We start from the raw sequence: 13,258 nt of genomic DNA on the forward strand, positions 1-13,258 counted from the left end.
CGTTGGCGTCATAGCCGGTGTGACGTGAAAGCACCGCCTCGGTAGAGTCGCAGATGTCGGCGCAGTCGAGGTCTGTGCGGATGCATTTGATGAGCTCGGCGACCATTTCTTCGCTAGGGCAAGCATCGGCGCAGCTGGTGCATGCTTGCTTGCATTCGCCGCACGCTTGGATGCAGCGACGAGTTTCTGCTGGTCGATACCGCCGAGGTCGGCTGGGTAGCTCTCGAGCGTCTGCTGGATGGTGGACATTGGGGTCTTCTCAGGGATCGGCAGTCCCCTTGCCAGAGCGACGGCACGCCGATCGCAACCCGAGCCAAAAGGAAAATGCGGAAGACCCGAGCTGGGGCTCGGGTCTTCCGCATTCCACTGGCCTTTTGGCCGCCGGGCCTATTTGCTGGCTGTGGCGACGACGGCGCTCGTTCTTCTTTGGGGCACGCGGGTGGTGGTGTGTCCTCTGAAGCTGCGCAGTCGGAGGCTGTTGCTGACAACGAAGACGCTGGATAGCGCCATCGCTCCGCCCGCTAGGAGCGGGTTCAGCAGGCCCAGCATGGCCACTGGGATCGCTGCGACGTTGTAGGCGAACGCCCAGAAGAGGTTTCCCTTGATGGTGCCGAGGGTGCGACGGGCGAGCCGGATGGCGTCGCCGACGGCGAGGAGGTCACCGCTCATCACGGTGATGTCGCTGGCGGCGATGGCCGCGTTCGTCCCGGCGCCCATGGCGATACCGAGGTCGGCGGCGGCGAGGGCGGCCGCATCGTTGACCCCATCGCCGACCATTGCCACCGCATGACCGTCACTTTGGAGCTGACGGATCGCGTCGAGTTTGCCCTGCGGTGTGACGCCAGCGCGGACGTCGCGGATGCCGACGCGTTCGGCGATCGCCTTCGCGGCACCCTCGTTATCGCCGGTCAAAAGCACCGGAGTCAATCCGAGGCGCCGGAACTCCGTGATCGCGGCCGCGCTGGACTCCTTGATGGTGTCGCTGACCACAAGGGCACCACGTACCGCACCGTCCCAACCGATCACGACAGCGGTCATCGCTTGGCTCTCCGCAAGCCGGATGTCCTCAGCGATATCTGCAGGCAGCTCGAGCGCCCACGCATCGGTCAGCCAGGATGCGCGTCCGACGACGACGTGACGGCCGTCGATGACGGCCTGGATGCCGAGGCCCTGCTCGGAATGGAACGACTCCGCCGGGGCAAGCGGGATCCCGCGGTCGCGCGCACCGTCGACGACGGCCCGGCCCACGGGGTGTTCGGACCCGTGTTCGGCGGCGGCGGCAATGGCGAGGAGAGTGCTCTCGTCTTCGCCGACGGCGGTGTGCACGGCGGTGAGGCTCATCCGGCCAGTGGTGACCGTGCCGGTCTTATCCAGCACGATCGTGTCGGTGCGGCGGGTTTGTTCCAGGACCTGCGGGCCACGGATCAGCAGGCCTAGCTGCGCTCCACGACCGGTTCCCACCAGCAACGCAGTCGGGGTGGCCAGGCCGAGCGCGCACGGGCAGGCGATGATCAGGGTGGCGACGGCCGCGGTGAACGCCGGCTCGATACCGGCACCGAGCGCCAGCCAGAGTACGAAGGCCGCCAACGCCAGACCGATCACAACGGGCACGAAGATGGCCGATACCCGGTCGGCCAGGCGTTGTGCTTCGGCCTTGCCGGTCTGGGCCTCTTCGACGAGCCGCCCCAGCCGGGCCAGTTCTGTGTCGGCGCCGACCGCGGTGACCTCGATCACCAGGCGTCCGCCGACGTTTACCGTGGCCCCGGCGACGTGGTCGGTGGGGCCGACCTCGACGGGAACGGATTCGCCGGTGAGCATGCTCATATCGATCGCGGACGAACCCTCAACCACCTGACCGTCGGTTGCGACCTTCTCCCCTGGCCGGACGACGAATCGATCGCCGAGGGCAAGAGAGGTCACCGGCACCCGCGTCTCGACACCGTCTGTGAGGAGGACGGCGCCTTTTGCGCCGAGCTCCAGCAGGGCCCGCAGCGCTGCACCGGACTCGCGCTTGGCCCGGGCTTCGAAGTAGCGGCCGGCGAGGATGAACACGGTCACCGCGGATGCGACCTCCAGGTAGATCTCATCCGCGCCGGCGCCTGGAGTGGTGATCAGCTGGAAGCTCATGTGCATGCCCGGTATGCCGGCCATGCCGAAGAACAACGCGTAGAGGGACCAGCCGAACGCGGCGATGACGCCGACGCTGATCAGGGTGTCCATCGTGGCTGCACCGTGCCGGGCGTTGACCCACGCGGCACGGTGGAACGGCCACGCGCCCCAGACCGCCACGGGTGCGGCAAGGGTTAGCGCGAGCCACTGCCAGTTGGTGAACTGGAGAGCCGGGACCATCGACAGCACGACCACCGGTAGAGCCAGGGCCGCCGACACGAACAGGCGTCGGCGCAACTCCAGAGTCTCCCGGTCGACAGGTGACCCGGCTGGCTCCTCGACGGTCTGGGGTGGGGCGGGCACGGTGGCGGTGTAGCCGGCGGACTTTACCGCAGCGATCAGCGTGGATGTGTCGACGCCGTGCGCGCTGACTTTGGCCTTCTCGGTGGCGTAGTTGACGGTCGCCTCAACGCCCTCGATCCGGTTGAGCTTGCGCTCGATCCGGGTGGCGCAGGAGGCGCAGGTCATCCCGCCGATCTCGAGTTCAATCGCGTCGGCGCTCATGCCGTGACCAGCGAGTATCCCGCCTCGTCGATCGCGGCGCGGACCGCGTCAGCGTCGAGAGGCGTCGCCGAGGAAACTGTGACCTTCGAGGTTCCGCCGGCGTTCAGCTCCACGCTGACCGCTTCGACACCGTCAAGGGCTTCCAGCTCTTCGGTGACGCTGGCCACGCAGTGCGAGCAGGTCATCCCGGCCACCAGGTAGTCGACCGTTGGCGCGGTCGAGGCCACGGAGGCGGTGTCGGTGTGACCGTGAGCGTCCGTGCTGCAGGTGCACGCGCTGTCCTTGTCGGTGAGGCCGAGGTCGCTGTTACCGGTGGTTGGACTGCACATGAGGGTTTCTCCTTGGATCGTGTGGTTAGGAACGGACGAGTCGGGCGATCGCGGCGGATGCTTCGCGGATCTTCTCTTCGGCGACGGTGCCGCCTTCGGCGGTGGCTTCGGCGACGCAATGGCTGAGGTGGTCATCCAGCAGGGCGAGCGCCACCGTCTCCAGCGCCTTCGTCGCGGCCGACACTTGGGTGAGCACGTCGATGCAGTAGGTGTCTTCTTCGACCATCCGCTGAATGCCGCGCACCTGCCCCTCGGCACGGCGCAGCCGTTTGAGGATGTCTTCTTTGTTGTCGATGTAGCCGATCATGATGCTCCCTACGCAAATACCCCACCAGGGTATGCATTGTAACTCTCCGAGATGCCGATTTGTCAATCAGTCGCAGAGCTTGACACACATACCCCCCGTAGGTATAGCTTATACCCCCGCCGGGTACACGGCAATCGTTGAGCGCAAAGGAACCTCATGTCTACTCCCCCGCCAGCCCCCCACCCGAGGCGGTGGCTCGGTCTCGTGCTGATCGCCGCCGCCCAGTTCGTGGTCATCATGGACACCTCGATCATCGGCGTCGCATTGCCCGATCTGCAACGAGCGTTGGGCTTCACACCGGAGTCGCTGTCGTGGGTGTTCAACGCGTACGTGATCGCGTTCGGCGGCCTGCTCCTTCTCGGTGGCCGCCTCGCCGACGCGTTCGGAGCACGGAAGATCTTCGTCACCGGTTGGCTGGTGCTGATCGCCGGCTCGATCCTCGCCGGCGCGGCCGGGAACGCTGGCGTGGAAATCGCCGGTCGAGCCATCCAAGGCGCGGGAGCTGCGCTGATCGCACCGGCCGCGCTGACCCTGCTGATGATGCTTTTCGGCGGCACCGCCGAACTGCCGAAAGCGTTCGCCGTCTACGGAGCTGCGGCGCCGATCGGCGGCACCGCAGGGGTCTTCCTCGGCGGTGTGCTGACGGAGTACGCCAGCTGGCCCTGGGTGTTCTACATCACCGTCCCGATCGCCCTCCTCGTGCTCGCCTTCACCGCCCGGGCGCTGCCTCAGACGGCGCGAGGCGCGGCCGGTTCGATCGACGTAGCCGGCGCCATCACCGCGACCGGCGGCCTGGCCGCGGTGGTCTATGCGATCGTCAGGGCGCCCGAACTCGGTTGGCTGACTACTCCTACCCTGGTGGTGCTCGGCGCCGGCGTCGTCTTGCTTGCCGCGTTCTTCCTCATCCAGGCTCGCTCGCGTCACCCGTTGCTCCGCCTGGGCCTGCTGCGCGCACCGCAGCTCGGCTCGGCCAACATCGCACAGCTGCTGCTCGGTGCCGCCTGGGTGTCGATGTGGTTCTTCCTGAACCTTTACCTGCAACAGGTCCTTGGTGCTGGAGCCTTCGCCGCTGGAGCGGCGCTGCTGCCCATGACGGGCCTGATCGTGTTGGGGATGGTTGCTCTCGCACCGCGGTTGCAGGCACGGTTCGGCGCCAAGTCGATGATCGTCACCGGGCTTCTGCTGCTGGCCGTCGGACTTGGCTGGCTGGCACTGGTCCGCCCCGACGGTAGCTATCTGCTGGATGTGTTGCCGGCTTCGCTCGTCGCGGCGCTCGGCATGTCGCTCGCCTTTGTCCCGTCCCTGGGAACAGCGGTCGGCGCCGCTCCGCCCGCTGAAACCGGGGTCGCCTCGGGGCTCGTGAGCACCAGTTACCAGATCGGCTCCGCTCTCGGCCTGGCCGTCCTGACCGCCGTCGCGGCCAGCATCACCGGCACCGGCACCAGCCGGATCGCCCTGACCGACGGCTACTCGGCGGCCTTCCTCGGCGCAGCTCTGGTCGCGGCCGCCGGCGCCATCATCGTCGTGGCGACGATGCGGCAGCCGCACACCCTTGCCCCCGAGCCGCAGACGGCAACCGTCGGACAGCCCCACTAATCAAGGAGGGGCGCCCTCGGGCGCCCCTCCCACAGGCCACCACCTCTTGACATATACCCCCTAGGGGTATAACTTTCCGGTATGGGCACGCCAGAACAGGACCACAGCATGCACACCCCCACCTCGCGGCCGCCTGCCGGTCAGCACGACGGCATGGACCACGGCGCGATGGGACACGACCACCACGGCCATGAACAGATGGATCACGCTGCGATGGAGCACAGCAGCATGGACCACAGCGGGCACGGCGGGCATGGCGACCACGTCGGCCAGTTCCGTCGGCTGTTTTGGATCATGCTCGTGGTGGCGATCCCGGTCGTCGTGTTCTCCCCGATGTTCGCAATGATCCTCGGCTACCCGCTTCCCGACGCGGCCTGGGTTGCGTGGATCTCACCGGTCCTCGGCACGGTGATGTACGTGTGGGGCGGCAAGCCGTTCCTCACCGGAGCGGTCAGTGAACTGCGTGCGTTGAAGCCGGGAATGATGCTCCTGATCGCCCTGGCGATCACCGTCGCGTTCCTTGCCTCCTGGGGTGCCAGCCTCGGGCTGCTGGATCACGAACTGGATTTCTGGTGGGAACTGGCCCTGCTGATCGTGATCATGCTGCTCGGGCACTGGATCGAGATGCGGTCCCTCGCCCAGACCACCTCCGCGCTGGACTCGCTGGCGGCCCTGTTGCCGGATGAGGCCGAACGGGTCGAAGGCGAGAGCACCGTGTCGGTGCCGCCGGCCGAACTGCAGCGTGGTGACCTGGTCGTGGTCCGGCCGGGCGGACGGGTACCGGCGGACGGCCGGATCGTCTCTGGTACGGCAAGCATGGACGAGTCGATGATCACCGGAGAGTCCCGCACCGTCCGCCGTGACGTCGGAGACCCCGTCGTTGCCGGCACTGTCGCAACCGACTCCGGACTGCGGATCGAAATCACCGCCGTCGGTGACGACACCGCCCTGGCCGGAATCCAACGCCTCGTCAGCGACGCCCAGAACTCGTCCTCGCGGGCGCAACGGATCGCCGACACCGCCGCTGGCTGGCTGTTCTGGTTCGCTCTGGGCTCCGCGGTGATCACGGCGCTTATCTGGACGATGATCGGACTGCCCGATGAGGCGGTCGTGCGAACCATCACGGTACTGGTGATCGCCTGCCCGCACGCCCTCGGCCTGGCAATCCCCCTCGTGGTCTCGATCGCTACCGAACGGGCCGCCCGCGGCGGAGTCCTGATCAAGGACCGGCTGGCGTTGGAGAGCATGCGCACCGTTGACACGGTCCTGTTCGACAAGACCGGCACCCTCACCAAGGGCGAACCGACCGTCATCGCAATTCAGACTGTCGGCAGCATCCAGCAGGACGAGCTCCTCGCTCTCGCGGCGGCAGCCGAGACCGATTCCGAGCACCCGCTGGCGCACGCGATCGTGAGCGCAGCAGGCAGCCGCACCCTTACCGTGCCGGCGGCGTCCGATTTCGAATCCTCCCCCGCGGTGGGAGTCTCCGCGACGGTCGGCGGACATCGTGTGCAGGTCGGCGGCCCGAACCTGCTCGAGCAGGAGAACGCGGACGAGCTGGACGGTGTTGAAGAATGGCGTGCCGACGGTGCGATCATCTTGCACGTCCTCGTCGACGGACAGGTGACCGGGGCGTTGAAACTGGCCGACGAGGTCAGGGAAGAGTCCCGGCAGGCCGTCCAGGCGCTCCAGGCGCAGAAGGTTCAGGTGGTGATGATCACCGGTGACGCCGAAGCGGTGGCGAAATCCGTTGCCACAGAGCTCGGCATCGACCGCTACTTCGCCGGTGTCCGCCCGGAGGACAAGTCCGCCAAGGTCAAGGAGCTGCAGGCTGAAGGCCGCAAGGTGGCGATGGTCGGCGACGGCGTCAATGATGCCCCCGCCCTCGCCCAGGCTGACGTCGGCATCGCGATCGGTGCCGGTACGGATGTGGCGATCGCCTCCGCTGGTGTGATCCTTGCCAGCGACGACCCCCGATCGGTGCTCTCGGTGATCGAGCTGTCCCGGGCCAGTTACCGCAAGATGAAGCAGAACCTCTGGTGGGCCGCCGGATACAACCTCATCTCCGTTCCCCTCGCCGCCGGCGTGCTCGCCCCGATCGGGTTCGTGCTGCCCATGTCGGTCGGCGCCCTGCTGATGTCCCTGTCGACCATCGTTGTCGCACTGAACGCGCAACTCCTTCGCCGGCTCGACCTGCGCCCCGAGACAAGTGTGCGCGCCGCAACCAACCAACCCGCACCCGCGGAATCGTCCCGGGAGCCAGCGACCAGACGTTGAACACAGCACCCAGCGGGGCGGGGCATGCGCCACACCCCCTGGGCGTGTCCAGAAACACGCGTTACCCTAGGCGCGTCCGTACGAATCGGTTGGAGGTGTCGTGGTCAGCAACAGTCTTCGCTTGCCACGACGAAACAGCTGGCACCGGGTCGCGTTCCTGGCCCTCGGTGTCGCGGCGATCGTGGTCGGGTTGCTGGCGATGCACGTCATCACGGCCACGAGTACCGACCACAGCGGCCATCACACCGCCGCGGCGACCCACGAACACACCGACACGGTGCTAACGACGGAGCCTTCTCCGGCCGGCGCCGCAACGACGGACTGTAGTGGCGCCTGCGAGTCCGGACACAACATGGCCAGCATGGCCTGTCTGCTGGCGCTGCTGATCACCACCCTCATCCTCATCGTCCGGGTCATAATCAGCCGGTGGGGTAGCGACCTCTATCGGCTCGTCGCGGCGCTTGCTGTGGCGCTGCCGCCGCTGTGGCTCCCCCATCGCCGCCGTCGCTTCTCACTCTCTCCATTAGCCGAACCTGATTGCTCCTGCGCCCGGTCATACCCGGGCACGGTCGACCCGTCCTTATGTCGGGCCGGGAACAATCCTTTTTCGAGCAAGAGAGAAGCAATTCGCTATGAAGTTGAAGATGATGGTGCTCGCCTCGGGCGCTCTCGCGACCGCATTGATCCTCGCCGGCTGCTCCGGCACCGCTGGCAGCGGTCACTCCGGCATGGACATGGGCGGCTCGTCCAGTTCCGCTACGGCAACCGGCGCGCACAACAAGGCCGACATTTCGTTTGCCCAGAACATGGTGATGCACCACCAGCAGGCCATCGAGATGGCCGATATGGTGCTGTCCAAGACCGGCGTGAACGCGAAGGTCACCGAGCTTGCGCAGAAGATCAAAGCAGCGCAGCAGCCGGAAATCGACACCATGAACGGCTGGCTGAACACCTGGAACGCCTCCGCCGGGATGTCTCACGACATGGGCGGGATGATGTCGGACTCCGACATGAAGGCGCTCAAAGACGCCTCCGGCGCCGACGCAGGAAAACTCTTCCTCACCCAGATGATTGAGCACCACCAAGGTGCCATCGACATGGCCAACGAGGAAGTAAAGACGGGAAAGAACACGGACGCCATGGCCCTGGCGAAGAAGATCGTCACCGATCAGACCGCCGAGATCGCCACCATGCAGAGCCTGCTCGCCAGCCTCTAGTCCATCCCACCCCCGCGGGTGTCGTCGCGACCCCACAGTCCCCCTGCAGCGGCGGCACCCGCCCCATCTTGCTCCACTAACGGACGACGAGGCTGCAAAGGGACCGTCCGCTCTCTCAGCTCGGCAACCAGTACTGGGTCGTCGAACTCGTTCTCGCTGATGGATTCGATGGGTGCGCTGACGATCTGGCTGGCCGGCCCGATGATGACTTCGGCCATCCCGGTGTCTCCCGTGGCGCTCCTGCCAGGGACGTTGATGGTGTCTGCGATGTCGTTGTAGGCCAACGCTTTGGAGTACTCCATGATGGCCTCTGCGACGCTGTCGCTGGTATCGAACCACGTGCCGGCATAGGTGATTCTGCGCATGACCTTAATATCCCGCGGCTCACGCGACGAGTCAGCCGGTAGCTCTTACCAGCTCTGCCGCGGAAGCTCCGACGTGACGGCGAGCTCCGCGGTGAAACCCCTTCATCGGCCACGGCCGGTACGGGTGTTCCGAGCCCGTGAGCGGCCAGATAGTGCTCGGCGTCCAGGGCGGCGGAGCAGCCGGTGCCGGCGGCCGTGATGGCTTGCCGGTAGCGGCGGTCCACGAGGTCGCCGCAGGCGAACACGCCGGGCAGATTGGTCTCGGTGGTGGGGTGCTTGACCTTCACGTAGCCGTCCGGGTCGAGATCAACTTGTCCCGCGACGAGAGCGCTGCGCGGGTCGTGGCCGATGGCGATGAACAGCCCGGTCGCGTCGAGGACGTCGTCCTGGCCGGTGATGGTGTCGCGGAGGCTGAGGCGGCTGAGCTTGTCGTCGCCGTGGGCTTCGACGATCTGGGTGTTCCACCGCATCGTGATCTTCGGGTTCGCGAGTGCGCGGTTTTGCATGATCTTGGAGGCGCGGAGCTGGTCGCGGCGGTGGATGAGGGTGACCGAGTCCGCGAACCGGGTGAGGAACATGGCTTCTTCCACGGCGGAGTCTCCGCCGCCGGCGACGGCGATGTTCTGGTTGCGGAAGAACGCCCCGTCACACACGGCGCACCACGAGACTCCGTAGCCGGAGAGGCGTTCTTCGCCGTCGACGCCGAGTTTGCGGTAGGCGGAGCCCATTGCGAGGACGACGGCGTGTGCCTGGTAGATGGTGCCGCTGCCGGTGGTGATGGTCTTGATGTCACCGGTGAGGTCGAGGGCGGTGGCGTCGTCGTAGACGAGGCGGGCGCCGAACTTCTCGGCCTGCTGGCGCAGCTTGTCCATCAGGTCAGGGCCCTGGATGCCGTCGACGAAACCGGGGAAGTTCTCGACCTCGGTGGTGTTGACCAGGGCGCCGCCGATCTCGACGGAGCTGGTCAGCACGATCGGTGCGAGACCCGCGCGGGCGAGGTAGTTGGCGGCGGTGTATCCGGCGGGGCCGGAGCCGATGACGACGACGTTCTCGATGCTCATGCGGGGGCGGCTTCCAGACTGGTCAGGAGCGCGCGGACGTGCTCGGTGATGGTGTCGCGGATCTGCCGTACCTGGTCGATGGGCAGGTCGGCGGGGTCGGTGAGTTCCCAGTCCTGGTAGCGCTTGCCCGGGTAGATCGGGCAGGCGTCGCCGCACCCCATCGTCACCACGACGTCGGCGGCTTGGACCACGTCGTCGGTGAGGGGCTTCGGGAACTCGCGGCTGAGGTCCAACCCGATCTCGCTCATGGCCTCAACCACGGCGGGGTTGAGCTGGTCCGCGGGGGCGGAGCCGGCGGAGCGGACGTGGACGCGGCCGCCGGAGAGATGCTCGGTGAGCACGGCGGCCATCTGGGACCGGCCGGCATTCTGCTCGCACACGAACAGCACCTCCGGCACGCCGACCCCGAGCGCGCCCTTGGCCTGGGCGAGCGCCGTGAGGCGTTCGGTGGCGAAGTGGATGGTGCGTGTGGCCAGGTGCGCTTTCACCGTGGCGGTACGCAGGAGTGCCGTGTAGGACTCGAGCACGTAGCGCTCCACCGTCTCGCGGTTGAAGATGCCGGTGAACTTCTCCGTGAGCTCATCCGCCAGACGCCGCAGATACTCCTCCGGGTAGCTGAGCCCGGGGAGGCCGCGCCGATCGTCCACGTCGAGGGTCATCGTTCAGACCTTGGCGGGAAGGATCTCAGCGAGCAGGTTCTGCACCCGCTGCTTGATCTCGTCGCGGATCGGGCGAACCTCGTCGACGGGACGGCCTGCCGGGTCGGTGAGCTCCCAGTCCTCGTAGCGCTTGCCGGGGAAGATCGGGCAGGTGTCGCCGCAGCCCATCGTGATCACCACATCCGATTCCTTCACGGCGTCGGTGGTGAGGATCTTGGGGACTTCGTTGGCGATGTCGATGCCCTCTTCGGCCATCACCTGGATGGCGATGGGGTTGATCTGGTCCTTGGGCTCGGAGCCGGCGGAGAGCACATCGACCGCTCCACCCGACAGCTCCTTCATGAAGCCGGCGGCCATCTGGGAGCGGCCGGCGTTGTGGATGCAGACGAACAGGACGGTGGGTTTCTCGGACATGGTGTTCCTCGCTTTCGTGGGTCTACGAAAAGCATAGACGCGCATCTATGGTTAAGTGAACGGGTGGGCGGAAAGTTCAGCCGGCGTTCACGTCAGAGCGTGTCGAGCAATTCGCGAACACGCGCTTCGATGTCGTCGCGGATCTCTCGCACGCGGGCGAGCGGGAGCCCGGCGGGGTCGTCCAGCTCCCAGTCGAGGTAGCGGCGGCCGGGATAGATGGGACAGGCATCACCGCAGCCCATCGTGATCACCACATCCGCAGCACGCACCACCTCATCGGTCAGCGGCTTCGGATACTCGCCAGCCAGCGATACCCCAATTTCGTCCAGCGCGGTGACAACCGTGGGCCGCACTGCGTCCGCCGGCTCTGACCCGGCGGTGCGCACTCGCACCCGGTCGCCGGCCAGGTGCTTGAGGATCGCCGCGGCGATTTGCGATCGGCCGGCGTTCTGCACGCAGACGAACAGCACTTCGGGCGTCTGGGCGGAGACGCCTTGCTCGCGCGCGAGCGCGTCAAGCCGGTCGGCCGCGAACCGGGACGTCAGCGAGGTTAGCTGCCTGGTGATGTGCGCATCGTCAGCGAGCAGCTGGTGGCTCTCCCGCACGTAGCGGTCGACTGTCTCGGGCGCGAAGACGCCGGCGAAGCGGGCGGTGAGGTCGCTGCTGATCCGGTCCAGCACATCGTCAGCCTGCGCGGGCGCGGGCTCTCCGATGAGTTCGGAGACGCGGTCGATTTGGTCGGGCTCGATTGAGTACCAGACCTGTCGACCCTCCGGCGACCGCCGCACCAGACCGTCCTCGTGCAGCACTTTCAAGTGATGCGACACCGCTGGCTGGCGCAGCCCCAGAGCGTCTGCCAGCCGGGTGACCGAGGCGCGGCCGTCGGCGCTGTCCAGGATGAGGGACAAGATGCGGGCGCGCGTGGGATCACTGATTCGCTTCAGGCTCCGCAGCGTCTCGCCGCCCGATGGCACAGCACCCATAGACGCGAGTCTATGCGGCGCCGTGTCCGGTTCGGCTAAGAGCAGCACGATCCGCCGGCAGCCGCCGGACCGCTCGAGCAGACGCCGGTAGCTGGCAGCACCAGTTCGACGTTGGTTGCAGCGGCGACGTCGCCCGCGATCCAGGCGGTGATCGAGCGCACCTGCTCATAGCCGGTGGCGAGCAAGAACGTCGGGGCACGCCCGTAGGACTTCATCCCGGCCAGGAAGAAGTTCGGCTCGGGCTGCTGCAGTTCGGCGAATCCGTGCGGGGCGACGGTTCCGCAGCTGTGCAGGTTCGGGTCGATCAGCGGCGCGAGACGCTTGGGCGCTTCCACGATCTCGTCGAGCTCCAGCCGGACCTCGCGCAGGATGTCGAGGTTCGGGCGGAAACCTGTCGCATTCACGACGACGTCGGTCTCGTGCTCGACCAGTTCCCCTGCGCGGTGGCCGATCAGGCGGACGCCGTCGCCGGCGGCCGCGAGTCGGACGATCTCGAAGCGGTCGAGTTGCTCGATGATGCCAGCGGCGACCAGCCGCTCGACGCGGGAGCCGATCGCGGCGCGGGCGGCCAGCTCGTCGTCCTCGGACGTCGTGACGCGCACGGCGCTGGCGTTGCGGATCAGCCACGTGATTCGCGTGCCCGGCTCTTCGCGGGCAAGTGCAGCGAGGTTCAAAAGCGTGTTCGCGGCGGAGTGCCCGGCGCCGACGACGGTGGTGTGCTTGCCGGCGAACCGGGCGCGCTCACGCCCCAGCACGTCCGGCAGCGCGTGCGTCACGTGGTCGGCGACCTCGGACAGGCCGAGCGGTTCGAGGCCGGTGGAGGCCAGGCTGTTTGGGCTCAGGTAGGTGCCGGAGGCATCGATCACCGCGCGGGCGGTAACTTCCTCGACCACACCGGATGCATCGCTCAGGCGGAGGAGGAACGGGGTGTCGGCACGGTTGGCCGTGCGGGTGCGGTCCATGCCCTCTCGGCTCACCGCCGCGACCGTCACACCGGTACGAATACGCGAGGCAATCGCAGGCAGCTGGGACAGCGGGCGCAGGTAGCTCTCGATCAGGTCAGCGCCGGTCGGTAGCACCTTCGGGTCGGGGGCGGTCCATCTGGTTGCGTCGAGCAGTCGGCGGGAGGCCGGGTCGATGGCGTGCCGCCACGGTGAGAAGAACCGGATGTGCGCCCATTGGTCGACGCTGCTGGCGACGTTCTCGCCGGCTTCGTAGATGACGAAGTCGATGCCGCGCTCCACGAGATTCGCGGCGGCGGCCAGGCCGATCGGGCCGGCGCCGATGATCGCCACCGGCAGGTTGTCGAGACGGCTGCTGCGCACCACGGGGGCGGTCAGGTCGATGAGAGTCATGCTTCCTCCGGTACATCGAAGT

The 13,258-nt window shown here is 67.0% G+C and carries 10 protein-coding genes and 3 pseudogenes; 4 read left to right on the forward strand and 9 right to left on the reverse strand.

What is annotated here, in order from left to right; genetic code table 11:
• Position 1: 1 nt before the first annotated feature.
• The 4 genes and pseudogenes from ACQ86L_RS21315 to ACQ86L_RS21330 form a co-directional block, all read right to left on the reverse strand.
• Positions 2-249 (reverse strand): annotated as a pseudogene (locus ACQ86L_RS21315) (four-helix bundle copper-binding protein); the annotation flags it as partial.
• Positions 250-387: 138 nt separating this feature from the next.
• Positions 388-2,673, reverse strand: a complete 2,286-nt coding sequence (locus ACQ86L_RS21320) for a heavy metal translocating P-type ATPase (RefSeq protein ID WP_392342517.1) — start codon at positions 2,671-2,673, stop codon at positions 388-390.
• On the reverse strand, positions 2,670-3,002 hold the full coding sequence (locus ACQ86L_RS21325) for a heavy-metal-associated domain-containing protein (RefSeq protein ID WP_392342519.1): 333 nt from the start codon (positions 3,000-3,002) through the stop codon (positions 2,670-2,672). The genes ACQ86L_RS21320 and ACQ86L_RS21325 overlap by 4 nt, the downstream gene beginning before the upstream one ends.
• Before the next feature lie 25 nt (positions 3,003-3,027).
• The gene (locus ACQ86L_RS21330) at positions 3,028-3,309 is read right to left on the reverse strand and encodes a metal-sensitive transcriptional regulator (RefSeq protein ID WP_392341578.1); all 282 of its coding nucleotides are present in this window, start codon (positions 3,307-3,309) and stop codon (positions 3,028-3,030) included.
• A gap of 156 nt (positions 3,310-3,465) precedes the next feature.
• On the opposite strand from ACQ86L_RS21330, the gene ACQ86L_RS21335 reads away from it, so the two are divergent.
• From ACQ86L_RS21335 to ACQ86L_RS21350, 4 genes and pseudogenes are all read left to right on the forward strand, one after another.
• Positions 3,466-4,905, forward strand: coding sequence for an MFS transporter (locus tag ACQ86L_RS21335; RefSeq protein WP_392342521.1), 1,440 nt, complete (start codon positions 3,466-3,468; stop codon positions 4,903-4,905).
• A gap of 108 nt (positions 4,906-5,013) precedes the next feature.
• Positions 5,014-7,182 (forward strand): heavy metal translocating P-type ATPase, encoded by a 2,169-nt coding sequence (locus ACQ86L_RS21340; RefSeq protein WP_434319004.1) that lies wholly within the window; start codon positions 5,014-5,016, stop codon positions 7,180-7,182.
• A 199-nt stretch (positions 7,183-7,381) separates the two neighbouring features.
• A pseudogene (locus tag ACQ86L_RS21345) lies at positions 7,382-7,525 on the forward strand (hypothetical protein); the annotation flags it as partial.
• A 289-nt stretch (positions 7,526-7,814) separates the two neighbouring features.
• Positions 7,815-8,399: a DUF305 domain-containing protein gene (locus ACQ86L_RS21350; RefSeq protein WP_392342524.1), complete on the forward strand. Its 585-nt coding sequence runs from the start codon at positions 7,815-7,817 to the stop codon at positions 8,397-8,399.
• Positions 8,400-8,907: 508 nt separating this feature from the next.
• Here the strand turns inward: ACQ86L_RS21350 and trxB are convergent.
• The 5 genes and pseudogenes from trxB to ACQ86L_RS21375 form a co-directional block, all read right to left on the reverse strand.
• Positions 8,908-9,825: pseudogene (trxB, locus tag ACQ86L_RS21355) on the reverse strand (thioredoxin-disulfide reductase); the annotation flags it as partial.
• Complete coding sequence (locus ACQ86L_RS21360) at positions 9,822-10,484, reverse strand: arsenate reductase ArsC (protein WP_392341567.1); 663 nt, start codon at positions 10,482-10,484, stop codon at positions 9,822-9,824. The pseudogene trxB and the gene ACQ86L_RS21360, both read right to left, overlap by 4 nt.
• A gap of 3 nt (positions 10,485-10,487) precedes the next feature.
• The gene (locus tag ACQ86L_RS21365; RefSeq protein ID WP_392342526.1) at positions 10,488-10,898 is read right to left on the reverse strand and encodes an arsenate reductase ArsC; all 411 of its coding nucleotides are present in this window, start codon (positions 10,896-10,898) and stop codon (positions 10,488-10,490) included.
• Positions 10,899-10,990: 92 nt separating this feature from the next.
• Positions 10,991-11,881 carry a metalloregulator ArsR/SmtB family transcription factor gene (locus ACQ86L_RS21370; protein ID WP_392342528.1) on the reverse strand — a complete coding sequence of 297 codons (891 nt, stop codon included), beginning with the start codon at positions 11,879-11,881 and terminating at the stop codon, positions 10,991-10,993.
• Positions 11,882-11,916: 35 nt separating this feature from the next.
• Positions 11,917-13,236: an NAD(P)-binding domain-containing protein gene (locus ACQ86L_RS21375; protein ID WP_434319005.1), complete on the reverse strand. Its 1,320-nt coding sequence runs from the start codon at positions 13,234-13,236 to the stop codon at positions 11,917-11,919.
• Positions 13,237-13,258: the final 22 nt, after the last annotated feature.

The organism is Leifsonia sp. P73 (genome assembly GCF_051059105.1).
Classification (GTDB): domain Bacteria; phylum Actinomycetota; class Actinomycetes; order Actinomycetales; family Microbacteriaceae; genus Leifsonia.

Bases quoted from the DNA above. Each gene is read 5' to 3' on its own strand.
- ACQ86L_RS21320 (WP_392342517.1), bottom strand. From the start codon at position 2,673: ATGAGCGCCGACGCGATTGAACTCGAGATCGGCGGGATGACCTGCGCC.
- ACQ86L_RS21325 (WP_392342519.1), bottom strand. From the start codon at position 3,002: ATGTGCAGTCCAACCACCGGTAACAGCGACCTCGGCCTCACCGACAAG.
- ACQ86L_RS21330 (WP_392341578.1), bottom strand. From the start codon at position 3,309: ATGATCGGCTACATCGACAACAAAGAAGACATCCTCAAACGGCTGCGC.
- ACQ86L_RS21335 (WP_392342521.1), top strand. From the start codon at position 3,466: ATGTCTACTCCCCCGCCAGCCCCCCACCCGAGGCGGTGGCTCGGTCTC.
- ACQ86L_RS21340 (WP_434319004.1), top strand. From the start codon at position 5,014: ATGCACACCCCCACCTCGCGGCCGCCTGCCGGTCAGCACGACGGCATG.
- ACQ86L_RS21350 (WP_392342524.1), top strand. From the start codon at position 7,815: ATGAAGTTGAAGATGATGGTGCTCGCCTCGGGCGCTCTCGCGACCGCA.
- ACQ86L_RS21360 (WP_392341567.1), bottom strand. From the start codon at position 10,484: ATGACCCTCGACGTGGACGATCGGCGCGGCCTCCCCGGGCTCAGCTAC.
- ACQ86L_RS21365 (WP_392342526.1), bottom strand. From the start codon at position 10,898: ATGTCCGAGAAACCCACCGTCCTGTTCGTCTGCATCCACAACGCCGGC.
- ACQ86L_RS21370 (WP_392342528.1), bottom strand. From the start codon at position 11,881: ATGGGTGCTGTGCCATCGGGCGGCGAGACGCTGCGGAGCCTGAAGCGA.
- ACQ86L_RS21375 (WP_434319005.1), bottom strand. From the start codon at position 13,236: ATGACTCTCATCGACCTGACCGCCCCCGTGGTGCGCAGCAGCCGTCTC.